Below are 18,700 nucleotides of genomic sequence, written 5' to 3'. Positions count from 1 at the left end.
TTTGCATTTTTTTTGATGATTATATTGACACGAAACAATTTTAGATTTCACTAAGATGAAAGAAAAGGGTAATGAATCATACAGATATTGCTAGACGCGTTTATAACCATACATGGAAACTTGACCCTATTATTCGTTCGCTTCTCGATACGGATTTTTATAAACTTCTCATGGTGCAGATGATTTGGGGACTTTATCCAAATGTTCATGTCACCTTCTCACTTATAAATCGCAGTAAAACAATTTGTCTTGCTAATGATATTGATGAAGGTGAGCTACGTGCTCAGCTTGATCACGCCCTTAGTCTACGCTTTACTAAAAAAGAAATAATCTGGCTTGCTGGTAATACATTTTATGGTCGCAAGCAAATTTTCAAACCGGATTTTCTCCATTGGCTTGAAAAATTTCAATTGCCTGAATATGAATTAACCCACAAAGACGGCCAATATATTCTACATTTTCATGGCCCATGGGCTTATAGCTCTATGTGGGAAATCCCTGCCCTTTCTATTATCAGTGAATTACGTTCACGCGCTGCAATAAAAAACCTCGATCGTTTTGCACTCGATGTTCTTTATGCCCGCGCTAAAGCAAAAATGTGGAGTAAAATTGAACGTCTTAAACAATTGCCTGATCTTAATATCGCTGATTTTGGCACTAGACGTCGCCATTCTTTTTTATGGCAACGTTGGTGTGTCGAAGCGTTAAAAGAAGGAATTGGCAACTCTTTAGTGGGGTCTTCTAATATCCTTCTAGCAATGGACACAGACTTAGAAGCCCTTGGAACAAACGCGCATGAATTACCTATGGTTATCGCTGCCCTTACCAATAATGACAACGATTTGCGCCAAGCACCTTACCAAGTTCTGCAAAATTGGAACCGTCATTATGGTGGAAATCTTTTGATTGTTTTGCCCGATACTTTTGGAACAGAAGCATTTTTACACAATGCACCAGATTGGGTAGCAGACTGGACAGGTTTTAGAATTGACAGTGCTCTACCCATTGAAGGAGGTGAACGCATTATAAAATGGTGGCAAGAAAAAGGAAAAAACCCACGAGAAAAATTATTGATTTTTTCCGACGCGCTAGATGTAGATACAATTGAAAAAACTTATCATCACTTTCATGGTAAAATACGCATGAGTTTTGGATGGGGAACCAATCTCACCAATGATTTTGAAAATTGTGCACCTCAAAGCATTGCAAATCTTAAAGCTGCTTCCCTTGTCTGTAAAGCCACCCACGTTAATGGCCGATCAACTGTAAAACTTTCAGATAATCCTGAAAAAACCATTGGAGATCCACAAGAAATACAGCGTTATTTAAATTTTTTCAATCCTGAAGCATCCGTTATCAAATCCATCAAGATTTAATCGTTAACTGATTGAATAAAAAAGAAACAAATTATTGTTCAACTCCAACAGGCAAATATTATCTCTATTTCTTTTAAATACGTAAAAATAATATTATTACGTGAACGGTTTTTATTGCCTGTTAAAATAATCTGAGCAGTACCTAAAAAAGTATTGACGCACAATTCCATTCACGGCTAATTTTTCATCAGTGCATACTTCATCTAGCAAACATGCCATTTAGCACTTTAGAAAATCTGGTAGGATGATGTGCGTATTAATATCGATAGATGAAAATTTTATCTTAAATGTTTTTAGCCCAAAAATTCTCTGAAAATAATTTCAATAAAACGAGAAAAACGTAAAACAGACTCAATAATAAAATTTTTTATTTTTGTAATGATGAAGATGATGACGTAGATGAGGATGGACGTGTTACAATATAAATAGCAATCGCTAACAAAACAATTGCAGCTGATAAAGCAAGCCATAAAGCAGGGTGTACAATTACTAAAAACAATAAAAAGCCGCCAGTCATACTCACCACAGCAAAAATTTTAACAAAAGGTGGGATGATTCTCTTTTCTTCCCATTGCTTAATAGGTAGACCAAAAATTCGATGATTATGCAGCCAACAATGAAAACGCGGTGATGAACGGGTAAAGCACCATGAAGCAACTAACAAAAAGGGCACAGTTGGCATAATAGGTAAAACCACACCGATTAAACCTAATACAATCATTAGCCAACCTAATATAGAATAGACCACCCGTAAAGGACGAGATATCTTAAAATCTTTTTCTATCATTTATTGCTGTTTCTTCTTTCACTCAGATACCACGATGTAAAACTTTACCCTTTATATATTTTAGCACATAATTTTACTGAACATTGCTCCATCAACAAGCATATCTTTAACAATGACTACGTCCCGAAATATAGGATAGTTTATGCAATATGATAACCATTTAAAAGTTTTCAAGAAATGAGAATAAGCTTTTACAGCATTCAAAAATAAAAAGGCTGCATGATAAATCAATGCAGCCTCTTAAATACGAATGCAGTGTTGGGAGGAGAAAATACTGCATTCATCGGCTAGACATTAGGAGGAAAATAACCTAGCTCCTCCTCATTTAATAAAAAGAAAAATTTAAAACAACATACAAAAATGCATGGCTACTATGCAAAGATCTATTATACTTGCTTTTCTTGAGTTGTAGCTTGTTGAACAAAGATCCATACAAAAACAGCAGCAAAGATCAGTGTCAAAATCAACACAATTGTAGAAGCAGAATCAGAACCAATGAATAAGCTTAGATAAATTCCTAGAAAACTAGAAAAAACAGCAACCAATACAGCAATTAAAAGCATAGAGAAAAACCGCTTAGTAATAAGATAAGCAATCGCTCCTGGTGCAATCAACAAAGAAATAACTAAAATAATTCCAACTGCTTTTAAAGCCGCAACAATCGTGAGAGAAATCATTGTTAACAAAGTATAATGGAGCATTGATATCTGTAGTCCTATTGCACGCCCTTGAATTGAATCAAAAATGTACAGCATAAAATCACGCCATTTTGTCCCCAAAATTAAAGTAACAATAATAGAAATTATTGCTGTCTGTGTAATATCGAGCCAATTAACGCCCAAAAGATTACCAAATAAGATATGATTTAAATCCAAATTACTATAGATTGCGGTTGCTAGAACTAGCCCCAAACCAAACATAGATGAAAAAACAACCCCCATAACTGTATCTTGTTTTATACGGCTATTGCTCCCTAAAAAGCCTATTATGATAGCACAAATCATACCAGCAACGAAAGCACCAAAAACAATTAAAATCATTGTAACATTTGCTGGATGTAGATGATGAAACCAAGAAAACGGCAAAGAAGTTAAAAACGTTATCACCCACGGTGTTGTCATATAACCAATAACCACACCAGGAAAAACTGCGTGAGAAATCGCATCTCCTAAAAGCGCCCATCCTTTTAAAATAAGAAAGCAAGAAAGCATAGCCATTGGAATGGAAAGAATAACCGTAATAGTCATACCCTTAATCATAAAAGAAAGCTGAAAAGGAAGTAGTAATTGATCTATCATATTGTTATCATATTTTTTTTGCTACTCTCACACGCAAACGAGCAGCGAGAAAACCGTATTTGGGAGAAAAAATAAAAGCTATAATAAACAGAAATGCTTGGAAAAGCACAACAACACCACCGGTATGCGCATTTAAAAAATAACTCACATAAACACCTAATACACTTGTAAATGTTCCAATCACCACTGCAATTATCAAAAGGTTCACAAAGCGATCACTCAAAAGATAAGCTGTAGCTCCTGGTGTTACAACAAGACAAATAACCAAAAAAGCTCCTACCGTTTGCATAGCAGCAACAGTACAAGCGGCAAGTAGCGTAAAAAAGAGAACTTTCAATAGCTTTACATTCAATCCAAGAGTACGTGCATGACTTTCATCAAATAAAGAAACTAATAAATCTTTCCACTTTGCACATAATATCAACAAAGAGAAAACACTAATACAAACTAACTGTAGAATATCTGATGAACTAATTGCCAAAACATTTCCAAGAACAATCGTATCAATATTAACAGCCATTGGTTTTAATGACTTGAGAAACAATCCAAGAGCAAAAAAGGAAGAAAAAGTTAAACCAATAATTGTATCTTCTTTCAGTTTTGTCCGATGATTAAGAAACAACATCGCTGCTGCTGCTGCCCCACCAGAGAAAAAAGCCCCAAGTGAAAAAGGCAATCCTAAAAGATAAGCCCCAGCAACTCCAGGCACAATTGAGTGGGAAAGTGCATCACCAATTAACGACCAACCCTTTAACATTAGAAAAGCCGAAAGAAATGCACAAACACACCCAACTAACCCCGAAACCCACATTGCATTGACCATATATTGATAGTTGAATGGCTCAAGTAACCAAGACATCATGAAACGTGCTTCCGCTCTCGATTGCAGCCAAAAAATAAAGGCTCCTCACCATCCGAAAAAATATTATCTTTTTTTCTACCTTGGAAATCAATATTATGACGGTGTAACGTACCATCAAAAGTTCGTTCAAGATTTTTCTGCGTAAAAACCATTTGTGTCAATCCAGAAGCTAAAACAGTTCCTTTTATTAAAACCGTACGATCACAAAACTCAAAAACAGAGCTTAAATTGTGGGTAGAGACTAATATTATTGCACCTTCTTTACGCAAATCTTGTAACAAAGTAATAATTTTATCTTCCGTTTTAACATCAACCCCCGTAAATGGCTCATCTAATAAAATAGCTTTTGCCTCTTGTGCTAAAGCACGTGCTAGGAAGACACGCTTTTTCTGTCCACCAGAAAGCTCCCCAATTTGACGCTTAGCAAATGCCAACATATCAACACGCTCCAAAGCAGAACGGACGGCCTCGCGATCTTGCGCGCGTGCATAGCGAAAAAAATTCATATGGCCGTACCGCCCCATCAATACAACATCCTCAACAAGAACAGGAAAATCCCAATCAACGTCTTCACTCTGAGGTACATAAGCAATAAGATTTTGTTTCAAAGCCTTTTTAACCGGCAAACCTAAAATGCGAATTTTCCCCTTTGAAGGTTGTACAAACCCCATAATAGCTTTAAATAACGTTGACTTTCCTGATCCATTAACCCCGACCAATGCTGCAATCGAACCAATTGGATTCTCAAAATTTACTTCGCGCAAAGCTGTATGCCCATTGCGATAAATCACTGTTACATCTTGAACAGATATTCCAGATTCAATCATTGACCTTTCACCCATCAGATAACCCCTGGGCAATACGCGCACTTGTAACACGTAACAAATCAATATAGGTTGGAACCTCACCGCCTTTCTCACTTAGTGAGTCAACATAAAGAACACCGCCATAACGAGCGCCTGTTTCTTTTGCAACTTGTTTAGCAGGTGCATCAGAAATGGTGCTTTCAGAAAAAATGACTTGAATACGATATTTGCGAACCATATCAATAACATGTTTAACTTGCTGTGGTGTTCCCTGTTGATCAGCATTAATTGGCCACAAATAGAGCTCTTTTAAGTCAAAATCACGAGCCAAATAGCTAAACGCACCTTCACTGGTCACAAGCCAGCGCTTATCTTCCGGCAATGCCTCTAATTTAGCCTTGATTGGATCAAGACTTAAACGAATCTTCTGCTTATAAATTTCAGCATTTTTTTTATAAATACTAGCATGCTCAGGATCATACTTTACAAAAGCATCGCGAATATTATCAATGTAAGTCAAAGCCAAAGTCGGTGACATCCACGCATGAGGATTTGGTTTACCGCTAAAAGGCCCCTCGCCAATTGCAATTGGGGCAATACCTTCTGAAACAACAACGCTTGGGACATCCTTGATATTTTGAAAAAATTTTTCAAACCAAAGTTCTAATTCTAATCCATTCCACAATATAAGGTTGGCACCTTGCGCACGCATAAGATCACGCGGTGTAGGTTGATACTCGTGAATTTCAGCACCTGGCTTGGTGATGGATTCAACATCAGCAACATCACCTGCTACATTACGCGCCATATCAGCAATAATAGTGAACGTTGTAACAGCTTTAAACTTGTTAGCACTCAAAGCTAAGCTAGGAATTAAAAAGATTAAACTCAAAAAAAAAGTAGTAAAAAATGCTTTTACTTTCATCGACCTACTTTCTATTGCAAATGATTTGCATTATCAGTTAGCAGTTAATTTTTATCTTTGCAATAAAAAATTATCCAAAATAACAATTTTTTCTGTTATTTTCAGTTACTTAAAAAATTCTTTTTTACACTGAAAAATGTTTATAATTTTAATAATAGTCTACCGATATGAAAATCAATTTTGAAATGTTTTCCTAGCCCTTTAAATGCTCACTAACACTCAAAAAGTACCTAAAAGCGCGCTTATGTATAAAATTCATACAACAGGATAGTAACCAACTTTGCAAACTATAAAATCAACAACGCAAACATGCACCTGTTGCTTTAGTAACATTTTCAACAACCTTCAAAGCAAGTTCTTCAAGATCTTCATCTGTTAAGGTTCGTTCAATGGGTTGAATAGCAACTTCAATCGCTACAGACTTTTTATCCTCACCAAGATTTGGATCTTCAAAAAGATCAAAAACCTGCACTGAATGAATAAGCTTTTTATCTGCCCCACGTGCAGCATTAACAATCAAAGAAGATGCTATTTCTTTATCAACCACAAATGCAAAATCGCGTCGTACCATTTGAAAAGGTGACAACTTTAAAGGAGAACGAATTTTTGTTGCTTTTTTCTTTGGTTCCGGAATTTGGTCAAGAAAAACTTCAAAACCACACAAAGGACCGCTAACATCTAACTTTTCTAATGCATCAGGATGAAAAACACCAAAGAAACCAAGAATAATCTTCGGCCCAAGCTTAATGACACCTGAACGACCAGGATGATACCAATCAGGCGTTTCAGTCCCAATTTGTACTTTGCTAATATCTACACTACACGCTTCCAAAACAGCTAATGCATCTGCTTTGGCATCAAAAACATCAACCGCCTTTGTATTTCCACTCCAAAAACGTCCAGATCCCTCAAATTTTTCTGTACCACGACGAATACCACCAGCAACACATTGTTGTTCATCAGGTGTATCGCCTTTATAGATACTTGAAACTTCAAACAAAGCAAAATCCAAAAAACCACGATCAATATTTCTCTGCGCAGCAATAAGCAAACCAGGCAAAAGAGAAGGACGCATCACAGACATATCAGTTGCAATAGGATTTACTAATCTAAGCTGCGCTTGACCACCTCCAAAAGTTAGCGCTTGCTTTTCAGAAATAAATGACCAAGACACAGCTTCCACCATACCTCTACACGCTAAAGTCCGACGAGCAATGCGTGAAATAATTTGTGGAAACGTTAGAATTTTATTATTTCCCTCAGCAAAATCTTTTAACGGTATAGGTTCAATTTTATCTAACCCATAAATTCGTATCACTTCTTCTACTAAATCAGCTTTACCAACAACATCAAAGCGCCATGTTGGCACTTCAACCGTAACCACATCTCCTTCTCCTCTAATGCCAAATCCAAGCTGCTTTAAAATAGTAATAGCTTTTTCACGTTCTATTTCTAAATTAGTCAAACGTTTGATTTCAGAAAATGGAAAGCTGATCTGTTTAATTTCTGGCTTCTGATAGCCAATAACCTGCACTTCTGATACTTCACCACCACAAAGATTCAACACCAGCTTTGTTGCAATCTCAAGCCCTGATTCCATAAAAGCTGGATCAACACCCCGTTCAAATCGATAACGCGCATCACTGATAAGGCCTAATGTGCGACCTGTTTGCGCAATACTGCGTGAATCCCAAAGAGCGGATTCAATAATGACACGCCGTGTCATTTCATCACAACTCGTCCTGACACCACCCATAATGCCAGCAATAGCGACAACCCCCTCTTCATCTGCAATGACACAATCCTTAGCTCTCAAGTTATAAATTTTACCATTCAGAGCTTGAAGCTGTTCACCTTCACAACCGCGACGTACTCTTAGAGCCCCTTTAACCTTATCCGCATCAAAAACATGAAGCGGACGACCAAGATCAAAACTTATATAATTTGTTATATCAACCAGCGCATTAATCGGTCTCAAACCGATTGCATTTAAACGTCGTCGCATCCATTGTGGTGACGCATTATTTTGCACATTGCGCACTTCGCGCCAAGAAAAGCCTAAACATAGTGATTTACTTTGCAAAAAATCTAAAGTAACTTGAACTGACGTTTCAAAAGAGGCATCAAACTGCGGTATTGATAATTCTTTTAATCGCCCAATACCGGTTGCAGCTAAATCACGAGCAATTCCACGAACACCCGTGCAATCAGAACGATTAGGCGTCAATCCAACATCAATCACAGGATCATTCAAACCTGCATAATCTGCATACGATACTCCAAGAGGAGCATCCTCTGGTAATTCAATAATCCCATCATGCTCATCTAGAAACTTAAGCTCTGCTGATGAACACATCATACCAAAACTATCAACACCACGGATTTTTCCCACAGATAACGTTATATCAAGCCCCGGCACATAGGTGCCTGGCAATGCAAGAACACTAACAAGCCCAACACGCGCATTTGATGCCCCACACACAATTTGCACAGGCGCACCAGACCCTGTATCTACTGACAAAATTTGTAATTTATCTGCATCAGGATGTTTTACAGCTGTTAAAACCTTTGCATTCACAAAGCCTGCTAAAGAAGCATAATCTTCAACATGATCAACCTCAAGACCAATAGCTGTCAGTTTATTACAAATTTCATCTAAAGATGCATCTGTTTCTAAGTGATCCTTCAACCAAGACAATGTAAATTTCATCTTAAAACCTCACATGAAAACTGTGACAAAATTATACATTGCTCAAGCCAGTAAAAAGGGCAGGCACATCAAAGCAACGAAAACCATAATGATTCAACCAACGCAAATCAGTTTCAAAAAAAGCCCGCAAATCAGGCATACCATATTTTAACATAGCCATACGATCAATCCCCATACCCCACGCAAATCCTTGATACTCATCCGGATCAAAACCAACATTCTTTAAAACATGAGGATGCACCATGCCACACCCTAAAATTTCCAACCAATCATGACCTTCTCCAAACCTCACTTCTGAACCGGAACAATTACATTGAATGTCTACCTCCATAGATGGCTCAGTAAAAGGAAAAAAAGATGGGCGAAAACGCATCTTCACCGAAGATACTTCAAAAAAGGCTTTACAAAAAGTTTCATGAAGCCACATCATATGTGCAATAGTGGAAGTTTTATCAACCACCAACCCTTCCACCTGATGAAACATCGGTGAATGAGTCGCATCAGAATCCATACGGTAAGTTTTTCCAGGAATAATAATGCGTATTGGTGTTTGCTGCTTTTCCATCACACGAATTTGTACTGGCGATGTGTGCGTACGCAATAATTTCCGATTTCCTGCCTTATCCACATCAAAAAAAAAGGTATCGTGCATTTCGCGCGCGGGATGATCTTCAGGAAAATTCAACGCAGTAAAATTATAATAATCTGTTTCAATATCCGGCCCTTGCGCAATAGAAAAACCCATATTTGCATAAATAGCTATAATTTCATCAATCACTTGCGAAATAGGATGAATACGACCACGCTCTATAGGCGAAGAACGAACAGGCAAAGTTATATCAATTGTTTCCTTTGAAAGGCGTACAGCCGTTGCATGACGCTTGAGAGTATCACGCTTTTGCGCCCACAATTCTAGAATACGATTTTTTAACCCATTAAGTATAGGCCCGACTTTATGGCGTTCATCAGCATTCATCTTTCCTAATGCTTTTAATCTTTCAGAAATGCTACCTTTTTTACCCAATGCCGCAATACGTACTGCTTCAAGTGCCTGTTCATCATTGGCCGCTTCTAAAGCTAAACAAATTTCTTGTTCTAGACGTTCAATATCGTTCATATTTCTGCCTATTTTACATTAAAAAAACCGCACCAGTAATAACCAGAGCGGAATCTTGAATAAATAAATGCTTTAAGAAAACGCAACTGGCTTACTTGACTGCGCCTTCAAAAGCATTAGGCGTTGTGTCTTTTAAATATTCTAAAGCCTTCTTTGCAGAAACCACTAACGCAGCAAACGCTGTGGGTTCATAAATAGCTATATCAGACAGAACCTTACGATCAATCTCAATACCAGCCTTTGACAGACCATCAATAAAACGTCCATAAGTTAAACCCTCCAAACGAACAGCTGCATTGATCCGCTGAATCCACAAAGAGCGAAAAGTACGTTTACGGTTTTTACGATCACGATAAGCATATTGCTTTGAACGATCAACCGCTGCTTTAGCTGCACGAATAGTATTTTTACGCCGACCACGAAAACCTTCAGCTTCTTTGAGAACTTTTTTGTGTTTAGCGTGAGCTGTAACACCTCTTTTTACACGTGCCATATGATAATCTCCTATGAATCAAAAGGGCAAGGCTTAAAGGCCATTCGGTAAATAATACTGAGTAATTTTTTTAGCATCTGATTCAGCTAGAATCATTGTTCCACGTGCATCACGAATGAACTTATTAGAGCGTTTAATCATACCATGACGTTTGCCTGCTGCTGCTGCTTTCACCCGACCTAGCGCAGTAATCTTGAACCGTTTCTTAGCAGATGATTTGGTCTTCATTTTGGGCATTTTGCTACTCCGTATATTTAAAATTGATCAAATTGATCAAAACTTGAATAAGCATTTGAACAGCCACGGCATGCCCTGCCGGGCAGTTCCAACCATGCTTTCATAAGTCAGTATGCATAAAATAGCAAGGCCGTATTAAAAAAAAACAGGAGCTCCATTCCCTTTAACTTCAACCAAGGGTGCTGGAATGGCATTTGTTTTAATCGCTGCTTTGCAAAGATCAGCAATGATACACTGTGTACAGAGTGCTCTACGCGCCTTGCAAATGTAACGCCCATGTAAAATAAGCCAATGATGAGCATAATGCATATAATGCACTGGTATAATTTTTACTAACTTCTCTTCAACTACTTCTGGTGTTTTACCTGGTGCTAAACCAAGGCGGTTTCCAAGGCGCAAAATATGCGTATCTACTGCTAAAGTAGGTTGGCCAAAAGCAACATTCAAAACAACATTAGCAGTTTTACGCCCCACACCAGGTAAAGCCATAAGTGCCTCACGACTATCAGGCACTTGTCCACCATATTGGTCAATTAAAAGGCAACAAAGTGCGTAAATATTGCGTGCTTTTGCGCGCCAAAGACCAATGGCACGAATATAAGATGCGATTCCCTCTTCTCCTAATGCAACCATTTTTTCCGGTCTATCTGCAAGAGAAAATAACTTTTGTGTAACCTTATTAACACCAACATCTGTAGCCTGAGCTGAAAGAATAACTGCAATCAAAAGAGTAAAAGCATTCGTATATATAAGATCGCTTTTGGGAGTAGGACGTTGAATAGAAAAACGACGAAAAATTTCTGCAATTTCATCTTCTCTATATAATGTTCCGGCAATTTTTCGTGCTTCTCTCAATTGCCTTGTCTTTTCAGTCATTAAACTCTTTCTCATTTCTCTTGAAGTCATTTGCTCACGCTTAACCCACATAAGAGAAATACGAAAAACGCTTTTTAAAAATTTGTCAATTGATCACTTTAAAGAGTAACTATTACAATGACCCATAATTCTATCCTTTTCTTCTTGAATTTGGAAAAAGAATAAAACATCACAACACGTTGATATAACTAACAAAGTTTACACAAATTATACACAGTGAGTATTTTCATAAAAATAATGAGAAAAGTTATACGCGCATAACTTTAGCCGTTATGGAACTAAGACATAATTAAATTTAAATTTCCTCTAGAAGAAGATCAACTGATTATTTACAGTAAACAAACAGTTAAAACCATTAATATTTCTATCATGGTATAACTTTGCATAAACTCTAACGCATTTTTCTTCTCACTAAAGATATGTATAGCATGAGTACTGAGTTGAAAAATAATCTTTTATCAACTATTCTTTAGTTATTAAAATTCAAAAAAATGCAAGAGATCCAATTCAAGTCAGCAGTGAAAATAACAAAAGTCAATGCATAAGGGACAAATGAAATGAGTGAGCATAAACAAATCTTGTCACTACAAGACACACCCCATTCTAATGCAGGGCAGATTGCTTATTTAAAAAAAGTTTGTACAGATGATCTAGCTAAAAATTTTCCAGATCTTCCACCAATGACTCCAGGTATTACAATATGGGCTCTCTTTGGTGAAACAGGTCATCCAATCATTTTATCCGATGAACGCTCTCTCGCTCTTGCAGGTGCCAATGAACATGAGTTACAAATTGTCACATTGCACTAAATTATTTTAAAAAAAATTATGAAATTATCCACTCCACGAATTAAACGCTGTGATCATTTTATGATCTTAAATCCTATTACACAGGCTATGTAGATAACTATCTCTTTTAGAAATGAAAAAGAAACAATTTTAATTTCAGTGATATTATTATTAAAGAAATAGACCATACCATCCTTCATCAATATAAGCTTTAAAACTTAAAAAACTTCAACTAAACACAATAAATCTGACCTACAGAAACAGAAGTGATCAATCATTTACTTGTACATCATCCACGACAAATGTGGTTTTTTTTAAATATTTAATGACTTTTTAAACCGCTATTCGCACAACCTCTTCTAGCGCCATCCACACATTCTTAATTGTTGATCATAACGTCTCGCCATTTTATTCACACGTTGCGCAACTTCTGCAATCGCTGGGGTAGGACGGCCTCTATTGCGGGCATAAGCACTGTGCCCCATGTAATAATTTAAATAAAGACTATACGCATCATTGGGTTTAACACCATTGCGTCTAACACTTTGACGATGATACCAAGCAACAAAATCAGCAGAATCAGCAAAATTAGTCCGTCGTGCAGAAGATCTTCCAGTAGAACGGATATAGACTGCCCATGTATTATCAAGTGCTTGAGCATAACCGTAAGCTGTTGAACGACGCTTCCATGGAATAAAACCGAGAAGTTTTGTACGCTTAGGACGTGCATTATGACGAAAACCTGATTCGATATTAATCGTTGCAAGAATAATAGACGCAGGAATTCCATGACGCGTTTCTGCATTCCTAGAAGCTTTTTTCCAATTATCAAAAAAACCATTTTTTTGCGCTAAAATAGCGCAAGCATTATTCGTATAGGTGGGAGGTCTGGCTGCACAACTGCCCAAAAAAAATACAACTGTCCCCAATAATAAAAGGTGCCGCATCACCTTATGTTCCCTTATAAAAAGATAAAAACAAAATACAAATATTTCAAAATTCTTATCAAATTAATAAAAGATAAAATCATTCTATATTTTTTCAAGAATTCCACTTCACTGCTCATCATTCAAACGCAATGTTTGTGGCTGAACATGAGCTGTTATTGACTTTGGCATAAAGTCATTTTCTTTTAATTCGAAAGCTTCAATACGGCTAGCACGCCTCATGATTTTAGAAGACGATGTTAAAATTGCCTCAATATCTTCGCCTGTTTTGTAAAAATGTTTTTGCAAAGAGCGAACACGCATATCCATTCGTCCAAAGTCTTCCATTAACTTTGCTACCTCTGATTGGACCAAATGTGCTTGTTCACGTATCTTTGCATCTTTCATAATGGTTTGTACAACTTGAACAGATAACATCAACAAAGATGGCGATACAATAATTACATGTGCACGATTAGCTTTTTGTACTAATGGTTCAAAATCTTCATAAATTGTTGCAAAAATTGATTCTGATGGCACAAAGAGAAAAGCTGTATCATGTGTTTCTCCGGGAATTAAATATTTTTGTGCAATATCACGAATATGGACATCCATATCAGTACGAAATTGGCGTTCAGCTTTTTTTCGTTCTTCAGAAGAAGACGCTTTACGCATAGCATGCCAAGCTTCTAGAGGAAATTTAGCATCCACAACAAGAGCTGGTGCTTTATTTGGCATATGAATGAGACAATCTGGTTGTTTTCCATTTGAAAGAACCGCTTGAAAAACATAAGTATTAGCTGGTAAAGCGTCAGCAATAATAGCTTCCATCCGCCCTTGACCAAAGATACCACGTGTCTGCTTATTGTTTAAAATAGCCTGCAGCTGAATAATTTGTCCAGTAAGCGATTGAATGTTATTTTGTGCTGCGTCAATTACCGCTAAACGTTCTTGTAAACGAGTCAAATTTTCATAAGTAGACTTGGTCTGCACCTGAAGAGTTTGACCTAAATTAGTTGTCATCCCATTGAGTTGCTCGCGAATAGATTGATTTAATTCAGCTTGTCTTTGACCAAAAATTTCTGCCATTGTCTGCATACGCCCTTGCATTTCAGCTTGGGTTTTCAACAATGCAGCCATCTGTATTTGCATTTCATGAGCGTGTGCAGCCACTTCAATAGCCTTTTTCCGGTTACTGCGTATAATCATCATAACCACAAAACTAGCTAGTAAAAATAAAGCTATAACTTCATAAAAATGCCTATTCAAGAGTATCAAAGAAAAAAACGAATCAAACATAACAAGCAATATAGCGATTTTATTACGAAAAAGCGCGTAAATCTCTTATTCAATATTGACCAGTAATAAACCATTGATTAATTTATTTCCATGCTAATGAAATCTTTAGTTACTTTACCCAACCCGATTCTACGTGAAGTTTCAAAACCTGTCGAACATATCGATCTAGCTATCCTAAAGCTAGCAGACGATATGTTGGAAACCATGTATCACGCTCAAGGCATTGGTCTTGCTGCTATTCAAATTGGTGTGCCATTACGTATGTTGGTCATAGATGTTGCTGAAAACAATGCTCCTAAAAATCCGCTTGTTGTGATCAATCCAGAAATCTTATGGTTATCAGATGAACGGAATATTTACAAAGAGGGGTGTCTTTCTATTCCTGAATATTATGCACAAGTTGAACGTCCTAAACGTCTTCGTGTTCGTTATAGAGATCGTGAAGGAAAGCAAACAGAAATTGAAGCAGACAATCTTTTGGCCACTTGCCTACAACATGAAATCGATCATTTGAATGGCTGCCTTTTTATTGATCACATTTCAAAAATCAAGCGTGATATGGTAATTCGAAAATTAAAAAAACGCGCAAAAGAAAAAGACACACAGAAAGTAATTGTGTGATGGTATTACGATTAAGCTTTATGGGAACACCTGATTTTTCTGTACCCATTTTACATGCTTTATTAGATGCTGGTCATGATATTGTAGCAGTCTACAGCCAACCTCCCCGCCCAGCAGGACGGCGTGGTCTTAAATTGATCCCTTCCCCTGTCCAGAATGCAGCGCAAGCAAAATCCATTCCCGTTTTCACCCCTCAAAGCCTCAAAACATCTGAAGAACAAGCTCGATTTGCGGCATTATCTATTGATGTTGCTGTTGTTGCAGCTTATGGATTACTTTTGCCAAAAGCTATTCTCGAAACACCGCGTTTTGGTTGTTTGAATATTCATGCTTCATTATTACCGCGCTGGCGAGGTGCAGCCCCTATTCAACGCGCGATTATGGCAGATGACCAAGAAACTGGAATAATGATTATGAAAATGGATGAAGGGCTAGATACGGGGCCTATCGCTTTATCCCACTCAATCACTATTACCAATAATATGACAGCTCATGAACTTTCAAACAAACTTTCACATATAGGAGCAAAGCTTATAGTAGAAGCTCTATCAACTCTTGAAAGAAACCAACTCAAATTTACCCCGCAACCCTTAGAGGGGGTAACCTATGCCGCAAAAATTAAAAAAGAAGAAACCCGAATTGATTGGACGCAATCTGCACAATCCATTCACAAACGTATCTGCGCACTCTCTCCCTTTCCTGGTTGCTGGTGCATCATGGATATTGGTGGAAAACAAGAACGGGTGAAAATTCTTGGAAGTCGCGTAGTGGAAAACCTCTCTCTTGAAATTAGTCGGATAGAAGCAAAAAATCTGATTATCCATTGTGGAAAAGGGCAAATAGAAATAACTCACCTCCAACGATCTGGCGGTAAAATTCTCGACAGTTCAACATTTTTGCGGGGAACAAGCATTTCTGCAGTTTTCTGATATGACGCGCTTTAAACTTACTCTTGAATACGATGGCTCAAATTATGCTGGCTGGCAACGTCAAGCAGAGCTGCGCACTATACAAGGTGCTATTGAACAAGCTATTTTTAACTTTAGCGGCCAAAAACTAACCATCATTGCAGCTGGCAGAACCGATGCTGGTGTTCACGCTATAGGACAAGTCGCGCATGTTGATTTTATGAAAAATTGGCACGCTAATACTGTACACAATGCACTTAATGCTCATTTGCAGCAACAAGGCGAAGATATTGCTATTTTAAATGTACAAAATGTTCCAGATAGTTTTCATGCACGATTTTGTGCAATTAAACGCTATTATCTCTTCAAAATTCTCAATCGTCGCTCACCACCAGCTTTAGACGCTAAACGTGTGTGGTGGCTACCAAAACACCTTAATACCGATGCTATGCACGAAGCGGCTCAAAAGCTTGTAGGACAGCATGATTTTACTACTTTCCGGTCAGCCCACTGCCAAGCTAAAAGTCCTATTCGTACTCTTGAACGGCTAGATGTTCAAAGAAAAGGAGAAGAAATTTTCCTTTATGCACAGGCTCGTTCTTTTCTTCACCATCAGATCCGCTCATTTGCAGGAAGTCTTGTGAAAGTTGGTACTGGACAATGGACAGCTCAAGATCTTGAAGCAGCTCTTAATGCCAAGGATCGTGCGCGCTGTGGTATGGTCGCACCTCCTTCAGGTCTTTATTTGATGAAAATTGATTATTAACTATTTTAAAAAACGTCTTTTTAAACTATCAAACTAGCTTATAAAAAGAACGAATTACTTCAAAAGCTTGTTCTGCTGTATTGACAAACGTCAAAAGATCCACATCAGAGGAAGAAATCATACCTTGAGAGGACAAATAATCAAAATTGATAACATTGTTCCAAAATTCTTTTCCAAATATTAAAATAGGAACCTGTTTCATACGACCTGTTTGCATTAAAGTTAATGCCTCAAACAGCTCATCCAAAGTGCCAAATCCTCCAGGAAAAACTGCCAATGCTTTCGCTCGTATTAAAAAATGCATTTTTCGTATTGTTAAATAATGAAAATTAAAACACAAATGCGGAGTCACATAAGCATTAGGCCATTGCTCATGAGGTAAAATAACATTCAAACCAATTGTTGGTGCACCAACATCATCAGCACCACGATTTCCTGCTTCCATTACCCCCAGCCCTCCCCCCGTTGCAACTACGAATTCGCGATATTTTGTGGTGGCAGAATAACGTGAGCATAAACGCGCAAATTCTCTTGCCTCATCATAATAATGGGACATATCTTGCAAATTCTTCTTTTGTTGTTGATTTTTCGCTGCCCATGCTTCTTGCCCAGGCTCAGGAATACGTGCTCCACCAAATAAAACAACAGTTGACTGAATGCCGCATTCCTGAAAAACTATTTCCGGTTTTAAAAACTCAAGACCAAGGCGTTGTGGACGTAATTCAGGACGCATAATAAATTCTTGATCCATATAAGCTAAATGGTAAGTAAGTGAACAGCGCCTGTGGCGCTCAGATATTGTATCCACCTGTCGCCTCACCTCCTTTTCAGAGGAAGATAATATATTATTTTTTTCTTCCCTTTTTACCATGCTTTTATAGCCCTTTTTTCATATACCTGTTACACTCTTTTAAATCCTTTTATTGACTACACACATTTCTTCACGTAGGCCATAAACCATAAATCTTTATGCTTTCAATTTGCTTAATGGAACTTTAGCAATGACCACTATAACACAACTTGAAACGATTATCGAAAAAGCATTTAATAATATCGATTTTATCAATACCTCTACAAAAGGTGAAATTCGTGACAGTGTTGAACACGCATTAAATCTTCTAGACAAAGGCGAAATCCGCGTAGCAAAACGCCAAGAAGATGGTCAATGGCATATTCATCAATGGCTGAAAAAAGCTATTCTTTTATCGTTTAAACTCAATCCTATGCGCATCATGTCTGGTGAAACAAATGAATCGTGTTGGTGGGATAAAATACCTTCAAAATTTTCTGGATGGCAAGAAGCTGATTTTAAACGGGCTAATTTCCGCTCAGTTCCTGGCGCGATTGTACGCCATTCTGCTTATATTGCACCCAACGTCATTTTGATGCCATCATTTGTTAACCTTGGTGCCTATATAGATCAAGGAACAATGATTGATACGTGGACTACTGTTGGTTCTTGCGCTCAAATTGGTAAACATGTTCACCTTTCTGGTGGAGTCGGCATCGGAGGTGTTTTGGAACCACTGCAAGCAGGTCCAACAATTATTGAAGATCATTGTTTTATCGGTGCACGTTCTGAAATAGTTGAAGGTTGCATTATTCGTGAAGGTGCTGTTTTAGGTATGGGAGTTTTTATTGGAAAATCTACAAAAATTATTGACCGCACAACAGGCGAAATTTTTACAGGTGAAGTACCAGCTTATTCAGTTGTTGTTCCAGGCTCTCTTCCTGGAAAACCGCTACCAAACGGTGAAGTAGGTCCCAACCTTTATTGCGCTGTTATTGTCAAACGAGTAGATCAAAAAACACGGGAAAAAACATCCATTAATGACCTCTTACGCGACTAAAAAGTGCTACTTTAAAGATCCCCTTTCGACAAACATCATGTTTAAAGCCAAATCA

The 18,700-nt window shown here is 37.6% G+C and carries 19 protein-coding genes; 6 read left to right on the top strand and 13 right to left on the bottom strand.

All coding sequences use genetic code 11. The features are described from left to right. Positions 1-71 precede the first annotated feature (71 nt). Positions 72-1,376, top strand: coding sequence for a nicotinate phosphoribosyltransferase (pncB, locus tag BBBE_RS00395; RefSeq protein ID WP_010700652.1), 1,305 nt, complete (start codon positions 72-74; stop codon positions 1,374-1,376). A gap of 367 nt (positions 1,377-1,743) precedes the next feature. Here the strand turns inward: pncB and BBBE_RS00390 are convergent, their stop codons facing one another. The 10 genes from BBBE_RS00390 to nth form a co-directional block, all read right to left on the bottom strand. Then, positions 1,744-2,160, bottom strand: a complete 417-nt coding sequence (locus BBBE_RS00390) for a YbaN family protein (RefSeq protein ID WP_035464586.1) — start codon at positions 2,158-2,160, stop codon at positions 1,744-1,746. Positions 2,161-2,549: 389 nt separating this feature from the next. Beyond that, positions 2,550-3,461 carry a metal ABC transporter permease gene (locus BBBE_RS00385; RefSeq protein ID WP_010700650.1) on the bottom strand — a complete coding sequence of 304 codons (912 nt, stop codon included), beginning with the start codon at positions 3,459-3,461 and terminating at the stop codon, positions 2,550-2,552. Positions 3,462-3,468: 7 nt separating this feature from the next. Then, positions 3,469-4,323 carry a metal ABC transporter permease gene (locus BBBE_RS00380; RefSeq protein ID WP_010700649.1) on the bottom strand — a complete coding sequence of 285 codons (855 nt, stop codon included), beginning with the start codon at positions 4,321-4,323 and terminating at the stop codon, positions 3,469-3,471. Then, positions 4,320-5,150: a manganese/iron ABC transporter ATP-binding protein gene (locus BBBE_RS00375; RefSeq protein ID WP_035464584.1), complete on the bottom strand. Its 831-nt coding sequence runs from the start codon at positions 5,148-5,150 to the stop codon at positions 4,320-4,322. The genes BBBE_RS00380 and BBBE_RS00375 overlap by 4 nt, the downstream gene beginning before the upstream one ends. 7 nt (positions 5,151-5,157) lie before the next feature. Next, positions 5,158-6,054, bottom strand: a complete 897-nt coding sequence (locus BBBE_RS00370) for a metal ABC transporter substrate-binding protein (protein ID WP_010700647.1) — start codon at positions 6,052-6,054, stop codon at positions 5,158-5,160. Positions 6,055-6,349: 295 nt separating this feature from the next. Further along, complete coding sequence (pheT, locus tag BBBE_RS00365) at positions 6,350-8,764, bottom strand: phenylalanine--tRNA ligase subunit beta (RefSeq protein ID WP_010700646.1); 2,415 nt, start codon at positions 8,762-8,764, stop codon at positions 6,350-6,352. A 31-nt stretch (positions 8,765-8,795) separates the two neighbouring features. Next, complete coding sequence (gene pheS, locus BBBE_RS00360) at positions 8,796-9,881, bottom strand: phenylalanine--tRNA ligase subunit alpha (RefSeq protein ID WP_010700645.1); 1,086 nt, start codon at positions 9,879-9,881, stop codon at positions 8,796-8,798. 91 nt (positions 9,882-9,972) lie between these two features. Beyond that, on the bottom strand, positions 9,973-10,374 hold the full coding sequence (rplT, locus tag BBBE_RS00355) for a 50S ribosomal protein L20 (protein ID WP_010700644.1): 402 nt from the start codon (positions 10,372-10,374) through the stop codon (positions 9,973-9,975). Between the two features lie 33 nt (positions 10,375-10,407). After that, positions 10,408-10,611: a 50S ribosomal protein L35 gene (gene rpmI, locus BBBE_RS00350; protein WP_010700643.1), complete on the bottom strand. Its 204-nt coding sequence runs from the start codon at positions 10,609-10,611 to the stop codon at positions 10,408-10,410. Between the two features lie 135 nt (positions 10,612-10,746). Then, on the bottom strand, positions 10,747-11,487 hold the full coding sequence (nth, locus tag BBBE_RS00345; RefSeq protein WP_010700642.1) for an endonuclease III: 741 nt from the start codon (positions 11,485-11,487) through the stop codon (positions 10,747-10,749). A 557-nt stretch (positions 11,488-12,044) separates the two neighbouring features. Between nth and BBBE_RS00340 the strand changes: the two genes are divergently transcribed. Continuing rightward, the gene (locus BBBE_RS00340) at positions 12,045-12,296 is read left to right on the top strand and encodes a BQ00720 family protein (RefSeq protein WP_010700641.1); all 252 of its coding nucleotides are present in this window, start codon (positions 12,045-12,047) and stop codon (positions 12,294-12,296) included. Between the two features lie 338 nt (positions 12,297-12,634). Here BBBE_RS00340 and BBBE_RS00335 read toward each other — a convergent pair whose 3' ends face one another. Further along, positions 12,635-13,222 carry a transglycosylase SLT domain-containing protein gene (locus BBBE_RS00335; RefSeq protein WP_010700640.1) on the bottom strand — a complete coding sequence of 196 codons (588 nt, stop codon included), beginning with the start codon at positions 13,220-13,222 and terminating at the stop codon, positions 12,635-12,637. A gap of 108 nt (positions 13,223-13,330) precedes the next feature. Then, positions 13,331-14,500, bottom strand: coding sequence for a DNA recombination protein RmuC (locus BBBE_RS00330; protein WP_010700639.1), 1,170 nt, complete (start codon positions 14,498-14,500; stop codon positions 13,331-13,333). 90 nt (positions 14,501-14,590) lie between these two features. Between BBBE_RS00330 and def the strand changes: the two genes are divergently transcribed. From def to truA, 3 genes are read left to right on the top strand one after another with little or no spacing between them, the layout of a single operon-like run. Beyond that, the gene (gene def, locus BBBE_RS00325) at positions 14,591-15,121 is read left to right on the top strand and encodes a peptide deformylase (protein ID WP_035464460.1); all 531 of its coding nucleotides are present in this window, start codon (positions 14,591-14,593) and stop codon (positions 15,119-15,121) included. Then, positions 15,121-16,050, top strand: coding sequence for a methionyl-tRNA formyltransferase (gene fmt / locus BBBE_RS00320; RefSeq protein WP_010700637.1), 930 nt, complete (start codon positions 15,121-15,123; stop codon positions 16,048-16,050). Before def ends, fmt begins: the two co-directional genes overlap by 1 nt. Position 16,051: 1 nt before the next feature. After that, on the top strand, positions 16,052-16,795 hold the full coding sequence (gene truA / locus BBBE_RS00315; protein WP_010700636.1) for a tRNA pseudouridine(38-40) synthase TruA: 744 nt from the start codon (positions 16,052-16,054) through the stop codon (positions 16,793-16,795). A 28-nt stretch (positions 16,796-16,823) separates the two neighbouring features. On the opposite strand, the gene BBBE_RS00310 is transcribed toward truA, so the two are convergent. Then, positions 16,824-17,666: an LOG family protein gene (locus BBBE_RS00310; protein ID WP_010700635.1), complete on the bottom strand. Its 843-nt coding sequence runs from the start codon at positions 17,664-17,666 to the stop codon at positions 16,824-16,826. A 130-nt stretch (positions 17,667-17,796) separates the two neighbouring features. On the opposite strand from BBBE_RS00310, the gene dapD reads away from it, so the two are divergent. Continuing rightward, positions 17,797-18,645: a 2,3,4,5-tetrahydropyridine-2,6-dicarboxylate N-succinyltransferase gene (gene dapD, locus BBBE_RS00305; RefSeq protein WP_010700634.1), complete on the top strand. Its 849-nt coding sequence runs from the start codon at positions 17,797-17,799 to the stop codon at positions 18,643-18,645. Positions 18,646-18,700: the final 55 nt, after the last annotated feature.

The sequence above is a fragment of the Bartonella bovis 91-4 genome, assembly GCF_000384965.1.
Taxonomy (GTDB): domain Bacteria; phylum Pseudomonadota; class Alphaproteobacteria; order Rhizobiales; family Rhizobiaceae; genus Bartonella; species Bartonella bovis.
Note: the sequence above shows the minus strand (reverse complement) of the source record. Positions and strands in the feature narration are given on the sequence as shown.

Excerpts from the sequence above, each read along its gene's own strand:
- BBBE_RS00310 (WP_010700635.1), bottom strand. The coding sequence starts at position 17,666 with ATGGTAAAAAGGGAAGAAAAAAATAATATATTATCTTCCTCTGAAAAG.
- fmt (WP_010700637.1), top strand. The coding sequence starts at position 15,121 with ATGGTATTACGATTAAGCTTTATGGGAACACCTGATTTTTCTGTACCC.
- truA (WP_010700636.1), top strand. The coding sequence starts at position 16,052 with ATGACGCGCTTTAAACTTACTCTTGAATACGATGGCTCAAATTATGCT.
- def (WP_035464460.1), top strand. The coding sequence starts at position 14,591 with ATGCTAATGAAATCTTTAGTTACTTTACCCAACCCGATTCTACGTGAA.
- BBBE_RS00380 (WP_010700649.1), bottom strand. The coding sequence starts at position 4,323 with ATGATGTCTTGGTTACTTGAGCCATTCAACTATCAATATATGGTCAAT.
- BBBE_RS00340 (WP_010700641.1), top strand. The coding sequence starts at position 12,045 with ATGAGTGAGCATAAACAAATCTTGTCACTACAAGACACACCCCATTCT.
- nth (WP_010700642.1), bottom strand. The coding sequence starts at position 11,487 with ATGACTGAAAAGACAAGGCAATTGAGAGAAGCACGAAAAATTGCCGGA.
- rplT (WP_010700644.1), bottom strand. The coding sequence starts at position 10,374 with ATGGCACGTGTAAAAAGAGGTGTTACAGCTCACGCTAAACACAAAAAA.
- pheT (WP_010700646.1), bottom strand. The coding sequence starts at position 8,764 with ATGAAATTTACATTGTCTTGGTTGAAGGATCACTTAGAAACAGATGCA.
- BBBE_RS00370 (WP_010700647.1), bottom strand. The coding sequence starts at position 6,054 with ATGAAAGTAAAAGCATTTTTTACTACTTTTTTTTTGAGTTTAATCTTT.
- dapD (WP_010700634.1), top strand. The coding sequence starts at position 17,797 with ATGACCACTATAACACAACTTGAAACGATTATCGAAAAAGCATTTAAT.
- pheS (WP_010700645.1), bottom strand. The coding sequence starts at position 9,881 with ATGAACGATATTGAACGTCTAGAACAAGAAATTTGTTTAGCTTTAGAA.
- BBBE_RS00385 (WP_010700650.1), bottom strand. The coding sequence starts at position 3,461 with ATGATAGATCAATTACTACTTCCTTTTCAGCTTTCTTTTATGATTAAG.
- BBBE_RS00375 (WP_035464584.1), bottom strand. The coding sequence starts at position 5,150 with ATGATTGAATCTGGAATATCTGTTCAAGATGTAACAGTGATTTATCGC.
- pncB (WP_010700652.1), top strand. The coding sequence starts at position 72 with ATGAATCATACAGATATTGCTAGACGCGTTTATAACCATACATGGAAA.
- BBBE_RS00335 (WP_010700640.1), bottom strand. The coding sequence starts at position 13,222 with ATGCGGCACCTTTTATTATTGGGGACAGTTGTATTTTTTTTGGGCAGT.
- rpmI (WP_010700643.1), bottom strand. The coding sequence starts at position 10,611 with ATGCCCAAAATGAAGACCAAATCATCTGCTAAGAAACGGTTCAAGATT.
- BBBE_RS00330 (WP_010700639.1), bottom strand. The coding sequence starts at position 14,500 with ATGTTTGATTCGTTTTTTTCTTTGATACTCTTGAATAGGCATTTTTAT.